General features: G+C 57.3%; 17 protein-coding genes and 1 pseudogene. 11 read left to right on the forward strand and 7 right to left on the reverse strand.

Annotated features, from left to right (window positions below):
* A pseudogene (locus tag M2427_RS42160) lies at positions 1-93 on the forward strand (IS21-like element helper ATPase IstB); the annotation flags it as partial.
* Positions 94-110: 17 nt separating this feature from the next.
* Here M2427_RS42160 and M2427_RS42165 read toward each other — a convergent pair.
* The gene (locus tag M2427_RS42165; RefSeq protein ID WP_348521967.1) at positions 111-278 is read right to left on the reverse strand and encodes a hypothetical protein; all 168 of its coding nucleotides are present in this window, start codon (positions 276-278) and stop codon (positions 111-113) included.
* On the opposite strand from M2427_RS42165, the gene M2427_RS36305 reads away from it, so the two are divergent.
* A complete protein-coding gene (locus M2427_RS36305; RefSeq protein ID WP_348521966.1) occupies positions 222-518 on the forward strand; it encodes an AAA domain-containing protein in 297 nt (98 codons plus the stop codon). The two genes, M2427_RS42165 and M2427_RS36305, sit on opposite strands and share 57 nt — an antisense overlap.
* Before the next feature lie 429 nt (positions 519-947).
* On the opposite strand, the gene M2427_RS36310 is transcribed toward M2427_RS36305, so the two are convergent.
* The gene (locus M2427_RS36310) at positions 948-1,937 is read right to left on the reverse strand and encodes an MBL fold metallo-hydrolase (RefSeq protein ID WP_280711608.1); all 990 of its coding nucleotides are present in this window, start codon (positions 1,935-1,937) and stop codon (positions 948-950) included.
* A 393-nt stretch (positions 1,938-2,330) separates the two neighbouring features.
* On the opposite strand from M2427_RS36310, the gene M2427_RS36315 reads away from it, so the two are divergent.
* Both M2427_RS36315 and M2427_RS36320 read left to right on the forward strand, forming a co-directional pair.
* On the forward strand, positions 2,331-4,349 hold the full coding sequence (locus tag M2427_RS36315) for a hypothetical protein (RefSeq protein WP_280711609.1): 2,019 nt from the start codon (positions 2,331-2,333) through the stop codon (positions 4,347-4,349).
* A gap of 587 nt (positions 4,350-4,936) precedes the next feature.
* Complete coding sequence (locus M2427_RS36320) at positions 4,937-5,212, forward strand: hypothetical protein (protein WP_280711610.1); 276 nt, start codon at positions 4,937-4,939, stop codon at positions 5,210-5,212.
* Between the two features lie 468 nt (positions 5,213-5,680).
* Here the strand turns inward: M2427_RS36320 and M2427_RS36325 are convergent, their stop codons facing one another.
* Positions 5,681-5,836 carry a hypothetical protein gene (locus tag M2427_RS36325; RefSeq protein WP_280711611.1) on the reverse strand — a complete coding sequence of 52 codons (156 nt, stop codon included), beginning with the start codon at positions 5,834-5,836 and terminating at the stop codon, positions 5,681-5,683.
* 978 nt (positions 5,837-6,814) lie between these two features.
* On the opposite strand from M2427_RS36325, the gene M2427_RS36330 reads away from it, so the two are divergent.
* The 3 genes from M2427_RS36330 (at position 6,815) to M2427_RS36340 (ending at position 8,717) form a co-directional block, all read left to right on the forward strand.
* Positions 6,815-7,075, forward strand: a complete 261-nt coding sequence (locus tag M2427_RS36330) for a DUF1488 family protein (RefSeq protein WP_280711612.1) — start codon at positions 6,815-6,817, stop codon at positions 7,073-7,075.
* Between the two features lie 270 nt (positions 7,076-7,345).
* Entirely contained in the window at positions 7,346-7,786 is a 441-nt protein-coding gene (locus M2427_RS36335; RefSeq protein WP_280711671.1) for a hypothetical protein, read from the forward strand.
* Positions 7,787-8,483: 697 nt separating this feature from the next.
* Entirely contained in the window at positions 8,484-8,717 is a 234-nt protein-coding gene (locus M2427_RS36340) for a hypothetical protein (RefSeq protein WP_280711613.1), read from the forward strand.
* A 123-nt stretch (positions 8,718-8,840) separates the two neighbouring features.
* Here M2427_RS36340 and M2427_RS36345 read toward each other — a convergent pair whose 3' ends face one another.
* The 3 genes from M2427_RS36345 to M2427_RS36355 are packed head-to-tail and all read right to left on the reverse strand — an operon-like array spanning position 8,841 to position 10,027.
* Positions 8,841-9,443: an RNA ligase family protein gene (locus M2427_RS36345; RefSeq protein WP_280711614.1), complete on the reverse strand. Its 603-nt coding sequence runs from the start codon at positions 9,441-9,443 to the stop codon at positions 8,841-8,843.
* Between the two features lie 8 nt (positions 9,444-9,451).
* Positions 9,452-9,661, reverse strand: coding sequence for a hypothetical protein (locus M2427_RS36350; protein WP_280711615.1), 210 nt, complete (start codon positions 9,659-9,661; stop codon positions 9,452-9,454).
* Positions 9,662-9,676: 15 nt separating this feature from the next.
* Positions 9,677-10,027, reverse strand: a complete 351-nt coding sequence (locus tag M2427_RS36355) for a hypothetical protein (protein WP_280711616.1) — start codon at positions 10,025-10,027, stop codon at positions 9,677-9,679.
* A 319-nt stretch (positions 10,028-10,346) separates the two neighbouring features.
* Here M2427_RS36355 and M2427_RS36360 point away from each other — a divergent pair, with 319 nt between their 5' ends.
* From M2427_RS36360 to M2427_RS36370, 3 genes are all read left to right on the forward strand, one after another.
* Entirely contained in the window at positions 10,347-10,523 is a 177-nt protein-coding gene (locus M2427_RS36360; RefSeq protein WP_280711617.1) for a hypothetical protein, read from the forward strand.
* A gap of 1,374 nt (positions 10,524-11,897) precedes the next feature.
* Positions 11,898-12,170: a hypothetical protein gene (locus tag M2427_RS36365; RefSeq protein ID WP_280711618.1), complete on the forward strand. Its 273-nt coding sequence runs from the start codon at positions 11,898-11,900 to the stop codon at positions 12,168-12,170.
* 270 nt (positions 12,171-12,440) lie between these two features.
* On the forward strand, positions 12,441-12,644 hold the full coding sequence (locus M2427_RS36370; RefSeq protein WP_146015823.1) for a helix-turn-helix domain-containing protein: 204 nt from the start codon (positions 12,441-12,443) through the stop codon (positions 12,642-12,644).
* A gap of 1,220 nt (positions 12,645-13,864) precedes the next feature.
* Here M2427_RS36370 and M2427_RS36375 read toward each other — a convergent pair.
* Complete coding sequence (locus M2427_RS36375) at positions 13,865-14,887, reverse strand: PAS domain-containing protein (protein WP_280711619.1); 1,023 nt, start codon at positions 14,885-14,887, stop codon at positions 13,865-13,867.
* Between the two features lie 314 nt (positions 14,888-15,201).
* Between M2427_RS36375 and M2427_RS36380 the strand changes: the two genes are divergently transcribed.
* The gene (locus M2427_RS36380) at positions 15,202-16,551 is read left to right on the forward strand and encodes a globin-coupled sensor protein (protein WP_280711620.1); all 1,350 of its coding nucleotides are present in this window, start codon (positions 15,202-15,204) and stop codon (positions 16,549-16,551) included.
* Positions 16,552-17,204 lie beyond the last annotated feature (653 nt).

Below are 17,204 nucleotides of genomic sequence, written 5' to 3' on the forward strand. Positions count from 1 at the left end.
AGCTCCGACGAGACGAGCGCTACCGCCAAACCCCGCCGCTCGAAGGGGTCAAAATTGGACGCCGATGAGGGGTCAAATTTGCAAGCCGATTGACAGTCCGTCTTCTCGTTTCAGAGATTTTGAACGCCGGCAGCACTTGGGTTGATCGGCAGGGTGTTGAGCGTCAAGTTCGGCTCGACGACATCCTGATCGTCGCCCCGTATAATGCGCAAGTCTTCGAGTTGCTTGAGCTCATTCCGGGCGCAAAGGTCGGCACTGTCGACAAATTTCAGGGCCAAGAAGCGCCGATTGTCATCTATTCCGTGACGACATCGAGCCACGCAGACGCTCCACGTGGAATGGAATTCCTCTACAGCGCGAACCGCCTCAACATCGCTACTTCGAGAGCGAAGTGCGTCTGCATCATGGTCGCTTCGCCCCGGGTTTTCGAGGCCGAGTGCCGCACTCCTGGGCAAATGCAGCTCGCTAACGCTTTTTGCAGGTATCTCGAGATGGCAGTCGAATTGCCATGTCTTTAAGCGTATCGGTGTCATCCGTCATTCGGCGTGTCGTCTAGCGGATCACCGCTCCTCCAAACTTAAACGCTTAGTCCGTTGATCCGGCATGAATTTCTTGCTGAAATTAGATCTCCTACCATCGCAGCTACGGTTGTCAGCTACGTTTGCGTCTTGACTGAGGGCTATTTCTCATACCCCTGGTTGCTCGCGAGAAGGGCGGATTGTCGTGACCCATTGGGTCCGCTACAGCCAAGAGCGAACTTGCATCCCAACTGATTTCGAGCCGGCAATCAATCTATCGCTCCCCATTAGGGGTTGCGGACTGAGGTCCGAAGTCGGGGGTAAAGCGGAAGGGCCCCACCGCTGGCCAAATCGACGCTATTGACCCGGGGCGGTCGTGGCGGAGCTCATATTGATGAGGGACATCCGCCATTTCCGGTGGTGGGAAAATCAGTCTTCGCGACTGGCCAGCCTGCGGTAAACCGCGAAATCGTCAAAGGTGGGTGCTTCGCCGCGCCGGACCTTGGAAACGATGTCGGGTCCGAGGACGATCGACGTGCCGAGCCCGGCATAGAAATATTGCGTGCCGAACGCCTTCTTCAGCGCTGTAAACGTCGGTTCGCCCGTGCAGTGTCCGGGGGCAATGTTCTCGACCTTGAACTTGTCCTTGAGGGCGGTCACGATCTTCTCAATCGCATCATCGGTGGCAACAACAAGGTGGAAGCCCCCGGCTATGAGATGGATTCTGGGGTTGATCGCTGTTGCGGCCTCTACAATGCGTTCGATTCCCGGATGCGAACAGCCGACGACAAGAACAAGGCCATCCGGCGTATTCACTGCGAGCGAGAGTTCTTTGAGTTCCTTAGTGCCGGGAAGATCGGAAACCAGGGCGATCAAGGTAATGCCGGGTGCGATCTCCGTCGTCTGATCGATCAGTTCGAATTTGGTATTGGGCCATGCTGCGCCGAACTCCATCATTTTCGGCGGTTTGCCGTCAAAATAACGCATCTCGTCAGGCAGGGAATCGTCCTTGCGATAGAAGGTGGATGGAAGCGACGAACCGTAGATCCCGAATCGTTCTTTGGGCGCGTATATCTTGACGTTCGGATTCACACTCAGCACATAGCTCAGTCCAGCCATGTGATCGGAATGCCGATGGGAGAGAACCACAAAGTCAAGCGTGGTAAGATCTACTCCCTTTGCCTTGACATTTTTCCCGAAGATCTCCGCGTTGTCTCCGGTATCAAACAGAATGCGCCTTCCTGCGACCTCCACCAGCGCGGAGAAACCCCAGTCCTTTGTCATTTCCGGGTCCGCGCCAAACGCGTCATAGAGGATCGTAATCTTGCCGTTCGGCTCGGCCGCGATGGTCGCGCAAGAACTCGCTGCTATGGCGCAGGTGACCGCGGCGGCGATGAAGCTCCATTTTCCGAATGTCATAGATGTATCTCCTTTTCGGTTGGACTTCCGCTGAAGACTGAGTTGGCGCAGTCCGAATTGACGGCCGGTGCTGCGGTATTGAGCCACCTGGGACAGTCGTGGATTACCAGGCATCCAGGGTACGCGCCCAGAGAGATCATCGGCATTTCTCTCCGCCAACGGCAATTCACTGAAATCTCCTTTCGATAGAAAGAAATCCCGACGTGGGCTGTCTGAAGATTGGGCCGCGACTAATGAGAATTGGCCCAGGACGCTATCCGTAAGATGCAGACCAACTCCTAGATTCATTTTGTCGATGTGAGCGAGTTCACACGCGCTCCACGCGTTCGGGCGTCAACTTGGGCCTTACAGAATAGATGACACTACCACATCGACAACACGGCCGGAGGTAACATGCTTCACTATTCATCCCAGACGGCAGCGTTTCTCAGAGCAAAATCGGAGAACCACGAGATCACTCCGCCACCTGTTTTGGACGAACAGGCCTACGCCAAGGCGTTAGCCGAAGGCTTGCGCGTTTCCACGAAGTTCGGACGCGTAGATGTGCTTGGACCCCGAGCGCTCCGGGAGCCAATCGACGGCGTCTATTCGTTGGCGCAATGGCAATCGGGATTCAAGCTACAGAACGACCGCGGTACCTGCTGGGCGTTTGCGGGTGCCGCGGCGCTGGAGGCGGCATACCGACGCAAGTATGGTCTGCTCATCGACGTATCCGAAGAATATATCTTTCATATGGGCAAAGCCTTTGCTTTGAACCGAGACAGCGGGGGGGCGGCAGCGCGACCGGTAGAGAACAACTCCTCTCTGACCGGATTCCAAGGAAGTGGCGATATCGCGGAGAAGATCTCAGAGAATGCTTCGCCTCCAGAGGACGCTGCGCCATACTTGCAAAATCAACAGACGCTGTTGGACATCTTGCCCGTGCTGGGATTTGCCGGCGTGGAAGCACTGGCGAGCCAAGAGGACTTCGACGCCGTCGAGTTTTGCGAGCAACACATTCCGCTCCTGGCGCGGGTGAACGCTCGCTATAGGGCGGCGGGTTGGGGTTCTCTCGGCAACAACCCGAGTATCACTGCGCTCGAGAATACCATTCTCGCGGACCGCGAAGTAATCTGCGATGTCTTTCACAAGACCCCGAACATTGGAGGTCACGTGCTTTTGCTGATCGGCTTCGACCGCAATCGGCAGGTGTTCTTCGCCAAGAACCACTGGGGCGAAGGCAAATTCATCGAGATCGCCTATAACAACGATCCGAACTGGCAGATCAATTCGGGCTGGTACATCACGGATGTCGTCGATCCAACGTTTGTGCAGAGCGAGGCTTGTTGGCTTGGCAACTGGCGTGCAAGCGTGGGCGACGCATCGTTTCGGCTGCTCCTGCGGAGGTCAGAGGATTTTCCCAACCCAGGGGCGCCGACGAAGCTTGGCACGGCATACTTGAGCGATGGGCCCCATGACGTGAACGGATTATTCCTAAACGCGGGCGCACATCTGCGTATGTTCATTGCGCCGACAACCGCCCCAGTTCCTATTGGAACACTGAGCGGGTGGCAGCTCGACGCCGATCTGAACTTTTTCGACATCTACAACGCGGCTGGGCAGGCCGGAGGGGAACCTGCTGCGCTCTCTCGCTTCAACACACGGTTCGCAGCTCTGTTCGACAAGGGCGACGGCTCGGCATGGCAAGCTCGGCACGGGATCACCCCAGAGGCTTATCAGTCGATTTTTGATTTGCTGGTCGGTCAGGGCTACCGGCTAACCAACGTATGCGGATACAGCGAGGGGACAGCCTCCCGGCTTAACGCTGTCTGGCAACTGCGCGATGGCCCCGCCTGGGAGGCCCGCCACGGCCTGACCAACGACCAGTACCAATCGACATTCGATGATCTCGTCGCGAAAGGGTACCAGCTCGTTTGCGTTAGCGGGTACGCCGAGAACGGTCAGGCTCGATATGCAGCGATCTGGGAACAGCGGGCGTCTTCTGATTGGCAAGCGCGGCACGGGATGTCGCGGAGCCAATACCAGCAGACCTTTGACCAGATGGCTGCTGACGGCTTCGCGCCCGTGCAGGTTTGCGGCTTCCGGGTCAACGTTGACGTGCGTTTCGCAGCGATCTGGGAACGGCGCCCTGGCCTCGAATGGGTGGGGCGGCACGGGTTAACGGCCAGCGAGTATCAAAAGGCCTTCGATGAGCAGAACGCTGCAGGTTTTCGTCTTGTTTCTGTGAGCGGGTACAGCGACACCGGGATCGCTCGCTATGCCGCAATTTGGCACAAGGACCAGGCAGGTGAATGGCAAGCACGGCACGGTCTGGATAGCGCCGGATATCAGCAAGCCTTCGACGATCTGTCGGGGCGAGGATTCCGTCCGGTGCAGATATGTGGATACGGTGATGGATTCTATCCTGCCTAGATCGCGGGCTGTCGCTAGTTCGGAGTAAGCAAGCTCACAAACTGCGCGGCTCGTTTTACCGATCAGAGGGGGGCGAGGTATGTACCCTCGCTCGGCTCTGATAATCACGCTGCCTGCGAGGCGGGCGGCTCTGGCTGCGATGGGTTTGGATTGGCGGCCGGCGACGGCGGCGCGAGTACCTCGGAGAACGCGCCAAAAAAGCCATTCCCGGTGTCCTGAACCAGGTTCGTCTTCGCGCAGGAACCAGCGCCGAGTAGCGGCCTCTCAACATTTGCTGGACCATCGCCGGCGTTAACCCTGTCGGCAAATGATCCGCGCGCGGCACGTCCGCTGCCGACAGATTGCCTCATTGGAGCGGAGACATTTTCAACAGCACTATCCTTGGTTAGAGCGCATCATGCTGAAACCGAGCTTCCTGGGTCTCCTCATCGTATTGGGTGTAGGAGTCCTGTCAGTCATGGAGCTGCGAGCTCCCCCGCGCCACACGGTCGCGATCGTCCAGTCGCCTGCCGCTCCGGACGCTGGCTCATCTGGCTCGCCTGATACACTGGCGAGGCGATCGCCTTGACGTCGCGCCGGAGAGCAGCGTGACACCGACCCAGGTTGCTTTGGCCGAAGCGCCTGTTGCTCTCCCAAACGATGACGGTGTCGCGTCGCCCGAGCCTTCAAGGCCGATCGCCCGCCAACGTCACAATTCGAAGACGGCCGCAGGCGCCGTACGTCCCAAACCAAAGAAGATAGCCGTTATCAAGCAAACTGCGGTTGCCGAGCGTTCAAAGCTCGCCAGCGAGATCGTGTCCTGTAGGCTCGCGGCGTTTGGCGGCTTGCGCAAGGCTCTGAATTTATCCGGCTGCGAAATTTGAAGAGGTGCGGGCTTACGCTTTACGCTACAGGACAGCGCTTCAGAAGCTGAAGCGTTGGCATGACTACACGCTCACGCGGCTCGTGAATGACGTCAGTGAACGAGCACTTCGTTCCCAGTTCGCGGAACGCACTGTTGCGGCGCAGCAAGATTGACCTGTGTCAGATTGCCATGCCGCGAAGGCGCAATCTTACAAGGCATGGCCCATCTCGTTTTCAAATGTCCCGATACATCGTTTAACGTCCAGCATTGGATCGAGGACGACGAGGACGATGCACCTGGCAACAGATATGAAAGCGTGGCCTGCCTGGCCTGCACGAGGGTGCACTTCATCAATCGAAAGACCGGGAAGTTGCTGGGTGAAAAGTAACGCGGTCAGCCTGACAAGAGGCTCTCACCTGGCGACCGCTAGAATCAGACTGAGAGTTCTGAAAGAGATCAGCGAACGCGAGCAGATTGACAGGGTTTATCAATCAAGGTGTACACCGTGCACCTCTAACAGCATTTTGGCAGACTCGAGCTGACGTCGCAGCACGCGAGACTGATAGTAGCGCAACGCATAACCGCTCAAAACGCCGGCCGTAAACACGCCGACGACGACAACTTGTGCGAAGTCTTCGCCCATCACGACCCTCCAAGCGGCGATCCGGAGCGTGTTAACAAGGCCGCCTGACGCAGGCCTTACGTCGCGCTGCTCGCACCCGCACCGTCATATGCCCTCGTTTGTTTGGTCACCCCAGAAACGCGCCAGACAATGCCAACCCATCGTGGCTCGTTGCCACCGGACTGGCGGAGGCCGGCTATGAGACGGGTATCGTTGGTAGCGCAGAGGACGCGCGCGAGGTGAGCAGAAACTTGCCCGATGTTCAGCGGGTGGAGCGCTGTCTTCGCGGTACCACGATATTGCCGTCACGATATTGCCGTCCAGTGGGCGAGCTAGGACTCGCAAGCGAGTTGAGTAGAGACATGGGGTTCTAAGCGATATGTAAGGTCCATGTCAGCGGATCCATGGCACATAATCGAAGCCCTCGGTTCAGATGCTGGATCCTTTGCCTACGTTGCCGGACACCATTCTCTTGGCGCAAGTGACATTGCCTACGAGGATAAAAAACGTCCTCACCTTCTATGGTTTCGAGACGGTGGGGGATGTTCGCTCAGCCTCAGACAGAACTTTACTAAGCCTTCCCGATTTGGGTCCAAAGTCTGTAACCTACCTTCGTGAGGTTTTTGGCCTGGTGATAGACGATAGGTAGATTGCAATGCGTCTCGTTCTTTTGCTCGCTCTTTCATTGTCGTTGATGGCGTGTCACGACGAGGAAGCAACGGGTGCAATCAACGTTCGCTGTGCAGAGAAGCTTTACTCTCCCTACAATCCTAAAAACCTAGAACAGTGTATCGCCGCTTGCAAATCATGTGAGCGAGGGACAACCGCTACTTGCACAACATCTTGCAGACTGAGAGGTGCGCGGTAAGGCGTACCAGAATGTCGCCAGCGGCCAATCTTGGATCTGGCTAGCCGGCGCCAGCAGGAGATTCAACCGCGCTACGCTCTCAGGGAAGACTGAGATTACGAGCAACATACGGGTGTTGGGAAACCGATTTCATGCGGCTTACGCCTGATCCTCAGAAGAGATTTAGCGCCTTCGATCAGGCATTTTTCTTCCTGATGTATGCGGGGGAAACGGCTGTCCTTTGCAAGGTCCCACGAAACGCACTCTATGCTATCGGAGATGCCGAGAATGCAGAGGAAATATTCGTAAGGCGACGACCGGAAATCGAACGCGTCGCGAGCGCAAAATTCCACAGCGAGCAGCTCGACGTCACAAGCGTGGTCACTGTTGACACTTGGGATTGGGATCGTTGAGTGTGGCCGTTTTTCGGATGCTGGGGGCGGCGCGCGCCAGCCTTTCGCAATTCTTCGAATTGCGAGTTAATGCGCAATGTGCTTTGGGAGGCTGCCCGCTCGTGACCGCGAAGGGTGTCTGACGAGGCACACATGCGTTTTCCGTTGCCAGCCGCTGCGGCTGCTTTGATTACCTTCTCCACCGCTGTCAATTGCCAAACCCCAGAAAACGAGTCGCTGGGCCTATCGGAGGTGATTGATGCGAGCTCCTTCGTTGACCTGCTGGCCCTTATGTCAGGGGAATGCAAAACGCTGAAGATTGCCGGACAGGACTTTGGCTGCAGGACGATCGCCTACGCGCATGCCGATAAGGGGCGCGTCAATTTCGCGGTCGTCGTCGATGATCCCTATGATAATAACCACGTCGTGTCGTTCTCCGGCGAGAACGGCAAGCGCGCCGACGACAATTCCTACGAACTGCCGATTGACCGCATGCTGCTCAACTCCAAGAACCGGCCGAAGGTCGACGGCCTGCCGGTTCCGGCTGCGCAGACCTCTACCGGCAGTTGCCGCCAGACCGGCAATTTCGCCGCCAAGAAGGTGAACGACGTCACCTGCTCTGCGACCGACAACGAAGGCCGGAAGTATGAACTCCTGTTCGTCTCCGACGGCACGCCGGTGAGCGTGCGCCGGATCCGCCAGTCGGCACCGTCTAACCAGGATCCGTTTTAACTGGCTTTGGCAGCCAAATGCCCGAAGAACGAAGGCCGCAGCGGGGGACCACTGCGGCCTCATTCTTGAAAAAATCCGGGTGAAAACGATCTGAGTGAAATATGGAGCCAGCCCCGGTAAGCAGTAGCCTACCGCAGCTCTGCTGCAGTGCAATGTCATTTAAGACACACTTGAGAACGTATTTAATTCGGAACCGGTGAGGGAGAGCCCGCCGGGGCTGGCTGCTTGGCGGGCTCTCAACCACAAGCACAAGGCCACGTATGTCCCCCACGGCCCCGTCCCAAAATCTATCCTGACCGATTCTTACTAACGGGCAGCAAAGATCTCAGCCGAATGGTTGGGGCGAGGATTTGCCATCGGATCTGCGGTGTTGGGAGGGAGGGCGGGACGCTGTTCGCCAGTTTGGTCGCGGCCATGGCACGCTGACTCTCGCTTAAAAAGCTGGCGCCCGCGTCAATGTTGATTGCGCGCGATGGTGTCGTCACCTCGTGACGACCTATGCGAACGGTGTCGATGTCTATCGAAATTTGGCAATGCCCGGCGGTGCTTGCGTTAAATCATGAAGTCAGTTGCGTGCCGGCGCCATCGCGCTGCCAAAGATGACATCTTCTCGGACAGCGGCGGCTCAGTGTAACGATTTTGCAGCCAACTTACGGCTAGCTTGCGGCTTTCCTAGCCGCCGGGTTCGAGGATTGCCATGACCTCAAAAATCGAAGGTGAAGTAGCGCACATTAAGCGGGAAATCGAAGCCAGGGGACGGTATATCGACGACCAAGCAGCGCTGATCGATGTACTTGAGCATGAGGGATACGACGTGTTCGAACAAAGGAAGGCCCTCGCAAAGGAGCGCTCGGATCTAGCCGTGCGAATCGCGCGACAGTTTCGGCTGTTAGAGCAAATTGCGAACGATGATCCGCCGGTGCACGGATGAAGAGGTGACCTCATGGAGCGTCGCGGAGTAGAGCGCACAAACTTCGATGAGATCGCTTACATTTAGAGTTTGCCCTACGCGCTTCACGCTGGCGGATCGGGCCGCCCAACCGCACCGCATTTGTCATCTGAAGCTGTCAGCGACCCGCGTCATCGCCGGATGCGTCCGGTTCTTGACCTTGATCCAGTCCTTAGAGCGGCCGCCGCTGTAACAGCGGTCGCGGCGTTTCGACACCAGGCCCTCAAGTCCCATGCGGGACGCCGCGCCGAACAGGTCCGGGCCGATTGTGCCAGGCTCAAATGGTGCGACGAACATGCCGTCAGGGCGCCCACGCAGAAGGCGCGCGAGGTTGGTCTTGCGCATCGTCAGCGGCAGCTGGCGCAAATCCTCACTGCCGAGCGCGATAATGTCGAAAGCATAGAGCTGCACTTCGGCATCGTGCTGGCGCGAGTGCAAGGCGTTGAAATCCGATACGCCATCGACGCCGAGCACAACGGCCTCGCCGTCGATGATGAATTGCTGCTCGCGGTTCTTCAGCGCTGCCTCGACGATCCAGGGAAAGCGGCTGGTCCAGTTGTGACCGCCGCGCGTGATCAGCCGTACGTCGCGGCTGTCGCGCTCGACCCGCAGGCGATAGCCGTCATATTTTATTTCGTGGATCCAGTCGGGGCCGTCGGGTACGACGTTGGCGGCGGCGGGAAGGCAAAATTCGAACGTGCGGGTCATGCGCTTCGTTAGTTCAAGGTCGGCCGGCCGATCTCCTCGGCTTTTTCATCGAACCACGGGCGTTCATCGTCCGAGAGCTGCTCGTATAGGGCGTAAGCTTCGGCCATGAGAGTGTTGAATTGAGGTGTGCTGGCATGAGCTTCCGCATCGACCAGCTTGGTCAGAAACCTCTCCATCCGGTCGGAAGCTTGTTCTGGGTCGAGGCCGAGGAAGATCATCCGCTGCTGGTCCGACTAGACCAGCCGCAGCGCTAGCTGCCGGTGGTTACCTTCGTTCCGTTCCACAAAATCCTGTAGGCCTGACGGCACGTCAGCTAGCTGCAGGTCGAAGCGCCTGCGGATCTCGCGAGCAACGTCTTCGGAGACATCCTCCGACCAACGCTCGGTTGTGTTGAAGGCGATGACGCGCAATGGGTCGTTGTACTCGCCGGCCATCAGGTCGGTAATAACAGTCTCAAGATCGGTAATCTCAGCGTCGGCTTCGCGCCAAACGGCACCAAGGTGGCCGAGATCATCCTTGACCAAGTATACTGTCTGATCGTCGCCAGCGGGCACGATCGAAGGCATCCAGTTGCGCCTGTGCATACTCAACTCCACGCTTACCGACGTGGATAAGATAGTCGCGACCGGCTGGAATTGCGAATCGCTCGTCGGCGAAGTTCTCGGCCAATCTAAAAAAGACGGTCCCGGCGCACGCGAGTAACGCCGAGACCGGACAAGCCACACTGCAGAAGCGCGGGGTCATGCGGCCGTCGTGCTAAGCTACGGGCAGCATAGAAATAGTTTCACTTTCCTACTTCCCCGCTGCGGTTTTCTGCTTGGTGTCCTAAGTTCAATTTCTAACATTTGTTGAGGACTGCTTTGCCTTGGTATGCCACCGGCTTCCTCAAACGGGGTAAGGCCAATGGAAGACATGCAGGCGCACTTAGAAAAGCTGCGCACACAGATCGCCGAGTGCGAAATGATCCGCGATCTTGCGACCGGTAAGGCTAAGCGCGATTTATTTGCCAAGGTGGCCGATCATTACCGTGTACTGGCATCAGAAATCGAGCGCGCTATTGCCGAGGCCAAGCTGACCTAGGCCGCCTCAGACGCACAGTATTCAGGCGGGCTGATCTAAAACAAAAACCCCCGCCGGGCCGCGCACGGCATGCAGGGGCTTTGTCGTCTGGGAAAGATAACGCAAGGCGAGCTTTGGCTCGGTGTTGCTCCATGGACCCACCAGAGTAATAAGCGCGAGCGACAGATTTTCGGCAAGCCGATATTGTAGGCAAACGCAGAAGAAGCGAGGGTTTCACGCCGGGCGAGGCCTTTACCGTCGGGATTGAACGACCAAGGCCCGCCGGTTCACGCTGCTGGGCCGATCCGTTGGAATCAAGAAATGCGCAGACTTGAGTGCAGCCACGGAGTGGTCCGGCTTCCTTGAGCCTGTTCCCCGAACATAGGGTGCGGAAAAGCCCGGCTCGCCAAGCCGGGCTTTTCTTTTACTTCTGTTGCTGGCTCTTCGAATGAGCCTTCTCACTCTCTTGATGGGCAGTCTGAGAGTGTTGTTTTGCGGTGTTCGAGTGCTCCATACCCTTCGCGTGATCACCTTTTCCGTGATGCTCTGCGGCTGTGCGATGGGACTTTGCCGCGTTCTCGTGATGCTCCGCTGCCTTGTTATGTTCGTCTCGAGCCATTGGGTCGCCTCATGAGTGGTTGCCCTCAGCGCAAATATAAGCGAACAGCCAAATCCTTGTTCCTATTGTTCCGCCTCGGGTTTTGTGAGCTGGTTCACAACGTAGTGTCACGTCACGGCGCTATGGTCCCGCAGAAAACTGACTGGGGCGCCGGGCGTATGATTGATCGAAGCGAATTTAGAGAGCAGGCGGCGGAGATACTACGCCGCGCGCGGCGATTGCCCATCGGCTCCGAACGAAATGACCTGCGAGAACTCGCTACTGGCTTGCTGTGGTGGCACCGTCACCGAGCGGGTGCGCTCGCGCAGCTTTCGTTTACTGATCGCGGCGGGCCGAAGCTTAGAAGCCTAGTCCTCCCGTTGGAAGGCAACCAAGCACAAGATCGGCATGTTGGCTGACATTTGAAATCGTCAGTCTAATGATTCCGGGAAAAGGGCCCCAGCTTCACCAAAGGTCAAGTGAGCTGGGGCTAAGGTTACCTTCCGGCTCAGATCACGAGCCCGAGCCTTTGGGAAAACTTGGCAGGATGCTCATCGTTCCGCTAGGCTTTCTCCCCCAGGGGAGTAGGTGGCTGCGGGGCCCGGTTTGGATTCACCTCCATTTCCGGGCCTCGGTCATCCGCACTTGTAAGAGAGCGCTAGAAATACAGGGCCTGTTCTGGATGACCCGGTTGAGCTGCTTCTTCAAGCAAAGCCTATTAAAATTGCACGTACTCTCGATCATCGTCGGTAGGATTTTTCGCCTATTAGACCAGCATCGGGGTGCTGAGAGGCGTCATGGAAAGCCTGCCTTACGACTACAAGCCGGTAGCATCGATCGGTTGGGGAGCAGCGGCCCTCGCCCTCGCGGCAACTACGCTGCTCGGGCTCGACTTCGCCGATCTCGGCAACCCGTTTGGTGACGATAGCGCTGGCAGAGTTACATATTCCGCAATAGTTGCCGCAGGCGCGACGATACAGCCAACGGAGCCCACGAGCCTTCTCCAGATTGAAGAGCAAATGCCTCCCGCAAAAGTCGTAGCGCTGCTCGATGAGCGTGCAAAGCCATAGCCCGGAGCCCTGCTAGAGGGCGGAGAGTTCTGAAAGAGATCGGCGAACGCGAGGACATTGAGCGTGTTCGTCAATCAAGGTGTATAGGCTCGACGTCGAGTTCAGTCTCTGTCACGCTAATCGGGTAGCGTCACGCGCCAAGGCAAAAATCCAATTTATCAATTGGCTCATTTGGCGAGTGGCATGGGCCGATTACCCCAGCAACCCTCGCCGTGGCATCGCGCGCGGTGGCATCGTCGCATTCGTGCGCGCTAGAAGGCGGTGTGACCAATGAACCGCATCCGCTCGCAGCGAGAGCGCGCAGGCATGACGCTGACGCAACTCGCGATTAAGGCAGGCCTGACACCCGACTACCTACGGCAGCTTGAGGATGGCGAGGAGGAACTGTGGTTAATCCGGCTCAAGCCTATTGCCGACGCGCTGGGCGTAACCGTCGAAGATCTGCTCCCGTCCGCGAGCCCAAGGCCGGTCTGATTTCGATCGACATTTCCAGTCTCTCAACACTTCCCCCGTCACACTCGGCGCCGATCAACCGCAGCAATACGTCTTCGATCCGGGAACCCCTCCGTGAGTGAAGACGAACCCGTTCGTGTCATCACACGCGAGCTGGCCAGTTGAAGATGTGGCGACGAATCTCGCTGACGGTTGATGAGGTGCGCGGCGGCGTTGGGCTCGATAATTCCGGGCCAGATAAGCGAAATAACCGACCTCAGCTCTGGAAGCGTGATGAGCTGAGTCCGCTTACACTTCGGAACGGACGGTCTAAGCTAGACCCATTCTGAGAGAAACTAAGCATCTGATCCTGCTCTGCTGCCTCCCTGCCCAGTCGCGCCCATTCCCTACCAGCTTCCTGCCACTCGATCAGCGAGCGGACGTCAGAAGAGCGAAGCGCATTCTCCTTGCAGATTCGCGCAAAAGTAAAAAAGAGTTCGGATCGAGTTGACATACAACCAAGGTGACACAAAAGGCTTGGCGAAGCTTGATCCTGGTCAATCTCCGGCGACCGCAATCAACGCCGTGAACGTTGCGGCCAACAATGGAAGTCGCCGCGAGTTGCCGAATTTCGATAAGTGTCGGTATTTCACCGGAGGTGTCAGCAAAGCCAACCAAACCTATGTTGCCGCGCCAGTGAGTGTGCGTGCGTGAGCATGAAAAGCAGCGCCCCTAAGGACAACCCTCCAATCCTCATCTGCTCTAAGTGCAGGCGTCCCATGGACTACCTAGCGCTACTGCCTAAGATCGTAAGCCTGCCGGCGGTGTACGCTTACAGATGCATACCGTGTCATCGCGTGGATACGATCGATTTGGAGTAGAACCGAGAGGTGGAGGTCGGAGCTGGAGAATGCCATGCGGCGCTGATCGCCGCCCTCTTGCTAGGCTGGCGTTACGACGCTTTCAGATTGGAAGATTTATGGGTGAGGCCAACCCTTGATTATTCCGCGCATGATCCGCGCGAACATCTTTGCCCACCCGAGGGCTTGCTCGCGAGGCACCTGACCCGGCCGTAGCCGACGCGATGGGAGATCGTCGAAATAGAAATGGGCACTGCGGCGCCCATCAGTGAAGCGCACCTCGAAACTACCAGTACCAGGCACAGCTTCGTGCTTGATGAGACGGACGGTCATGACGTCATCGAAACGCGGCGCCGACGAGAGTCAAATTGTCGATTACATCCGTCTATCGCGCCCCTGTTTTCACCGCGGGCGGATGCCAGGCTTGCCAAGTTCCGGAAATATGAACTCGATGCCAGCTTGGGTAAGTACGCGCTCAACGGCTTCCAAACCCACTTCGAGTGAATTGATTGGGCCATCGATCTGCTCATAGCGTCGAATGGTCGTCGGTGAGATCTCGGCTCTCTCGGCAAGATCCTTCACGGACCATGCAAGCATTCCTCTCGCCCCTCTTATCTGAGTTCCGGTCAATTGCTTGGGCCGGGCCGAATTGGGCGAATAGCGCTTCTCGATCTCGATGTCGGTGGACAGGCCTACCAACTCCATCGGCTCACCTCTGCGGCTGAACACCTGGACGATGATCGTGCGCGCCCACCGATAGGAGTTATCGCGCTGGCGAATACGATGGTCGAACCGGAGCGGATTTCTCGAGATAGCAGCCTGCCGCCATAGTCCTTCGACCGAACCCTGTTCGTCGGGGTGAAAAATGTCCGCCCCGCCCTCCGATTGGCGGCCAATGGGCCGTTCGGCAACCGTGTCATCGGACCTCAGTATCTTGGTAATCCTCCCGTCCTTGTCTCCGAACCAAACGATACCCTGAGCAGCGCGGACCAGAGCGTCGTAGTGACCCGTTGCGATGTCCAGAGACTGAAGCGACTCGTGCTGCTTCGTGACGTCAAACGAAATGCCAATCGATTTGACCGGACGGCCATCGGAGTCCAGAAGCAATTCGGAGTGTGTCGCGACCCAGCGAATACGACCGTTCGGACGAATGATCCGAAACTCCCACTCCGCAGGCAGGCCTTCGTTGAGAGTCCGGTTGACGGCTTCGGAGGGAGGACGATCGTCCGGATGCACCATTTGCGAGAGAAGGGCAGACGAGGGCTTGGTAGAATTGGGGTCAACGCCGAGCAGTGCAAAGAAGCCGTGCGACCACTGCATATCGCCGCTTGCGAGATCCCAACTCCATATCCCCGCGTGAAGTTTTTCTTCGATGAAGCGAAGAGTTTCCCGGGCGCCGAGGTCTCCGTCGAACAATAAGAGCATTTGATAACCGGATCGCAGATTGCGCTATCGAAAAATACAACTTGCACTTTAGCTTATTGAAGCTCTAATTTTAAGACGCTACTGGCGCGCGGCAAGTCCGCAAAGGTATGCGGCTCCGCCCCAAAGAAAAATTGGTCGATCGGCCGATCACAAGACGCAAATTTTGCTGCGCCCACGCCAGTATTATTACGGCGACAAACCAAGAATTTGGTCAGACGATCAATTTTCCCATTAATTCTTCATTAACTCTTGCTCAACGCGCTCGGCCTAGAATTTGAGGATATTGCAATCCAATTTATTCAAGGGGCAAACAAATGGCCGGAGAGAGCACGATCCAGGAGCGGCTGCGCTTCAACATGATAGATCAGGCAACAATCGCCATATTGCGAGACGCGAAGTCTTTCATCCTTGCCGAGATGCCTGCGATTTTGGATGTGTTTTACGATCATGTCGGGCGCTTCGCGGAGACTGCCAGGTTCTTCAGGGGTCGCGACCACATGATGCATGCCAAAAAAATGCAGCTTCAGCATTGGGCGATCATCATGGACGGCCGGTTCGACGACACCTACGAAACGTCCGTCACCAAGATAGGCGAGGTTCACAACAAGCTCGGCCTCGAACCGCGCTGGTACATCGGTGGCTACAACGCCCTTGTTTCAGGGCTGGTCAATGCCATAGCCGATCGCATGCCAGTCGCCAGATTCGATCGTGGTGGGGCCAGGAAGAAGACGGAACTACAAACCGCCGTCATCAAGGCCTCCATGCTCGATATGGACCTGGCGATCGCCGTCTATATCGAGGCAGGTCGACGCGACCGACGTTCGGTGCTGGAACGACTGGCCGGTGATTTCGAAAAGACCATCGGGGGCGTCGTCCAGATAGTCGCATCGGCCGCTACCGAGTTGCAGGCCGCGGCACAGACCATGACGTCCTCGGCAAACGATGCCGCATCACAGTCGTTGGCGGTAGATGCCGCTTCAAAGGATGCATCGTCCAACGTTCAATCGGTTGCGGCCGCGACGGAAGAATTGACCGGCTCAATCCAGGAGATATCCCGTCAGGTCAACGAATCTGCACGCACTTCGAGCGAAGCCGCGCGCGACGCGGATCAAACTGCCGAAAAAATGCGTCGACTCTCGGAAGGTGCGCAGAAGATCGGGACGGTGATCGACCTCATCAACAATATCGCAGGACAGACGAACCTGCTGGCGCTCAATGCGACGATCGAAGCAGCGCGTGCCGGAGAGGCGGGCCGCGGCTTTGCGGTGGTGGCTTCCGAAGTGAAGTCGCTCGCCGAGCAGACGGCCAAGGCGACTGCGGAAATTGCAGGGCAGGTCGGGGATATCCAAGGCGCGACAACGGAATCGGTTGCCGCCATCAACGCAATTACCGGCGTCATCAAAAACATGAACGATATCTCGACCGCAATCGCCGCCGCCGTCGAGCAACAGGGGTCCGCAACGAACGAGATTTCCCGCAGCGTTCAACTTGCCGCAAAGAGCACCGGGCAGGTTTCAAGCAACATTTCGAAAATAACCCAGTCGTCTGGAGAAACCGGCGCTGCGGCCTCTCAGGTTTTGACGGCGGCTTCGGAACTTTCGTGTCAATCCGAGCAGCTTCGCGTTGAAGTCGACAAATTCCTTATGACGGTGAAGGCCGCGTAGAACGTGACAGGTATCGAGTAGAAACTGAGCGCGTGGGACCAAGGGTCTTGACATCAGCCGCGCCGGTCGACCCTCGGTGGCGGAGTTTGCCAACGTTCGTCGGCGCTTACTCCACGGTTATTCGACGACTTTTGGACGCAAGTTCTAAGTCGCTGAAATTTCCGGTGTGTCGCGAGTCGCGCAGCGTTGGCGCTTTTTGGAAAAAAGCCTCAGCCGGCCAGCCCCGGGCTGGGCTTTTTGCTTTTCGGAATCAAAAACGCCGCCTGCTTGAATGATCGCAGGCGGCGGTTATCCAGCCCCAAGGGGGATGAGGACAGTGAAACTATTCCTACGCTGCCCGTAGCTTATTGCGACGGTCGCTCGAAACCCCGCGCTTCCGCAGCGGCCGTCCGGTCTCGGCGTTACTCGCGTGCGCCGTGACCGTTTCTTCACACGCGAGGCGTATTAGGATCAACTCATATCGATGTGGCGGTCGCAATCTACACCCTCACGCCTGACGCTGCGGGGCTCACCGTATCGAGGCTCGCGCGCGTGGAAATAATGGTGGACCGAAGTGCTGCTGCTTACCCGGTGCTTACCGAAGCAAATAATTCGTTCCAAAAAGGACCTACTAAAATCCAATTTCTCTAGTATTTTCAATTTGGTGAGCGCGC

The organism is Bradyrhizobium sp. BR13661 (assembly GCF_029892425.1).
Classification (GTDB): Bacteria; Pseudomonadota; Alphaproteobacteria; order Rhizobiales; family Xanthobacteraceae; genus Bradyrhizobium.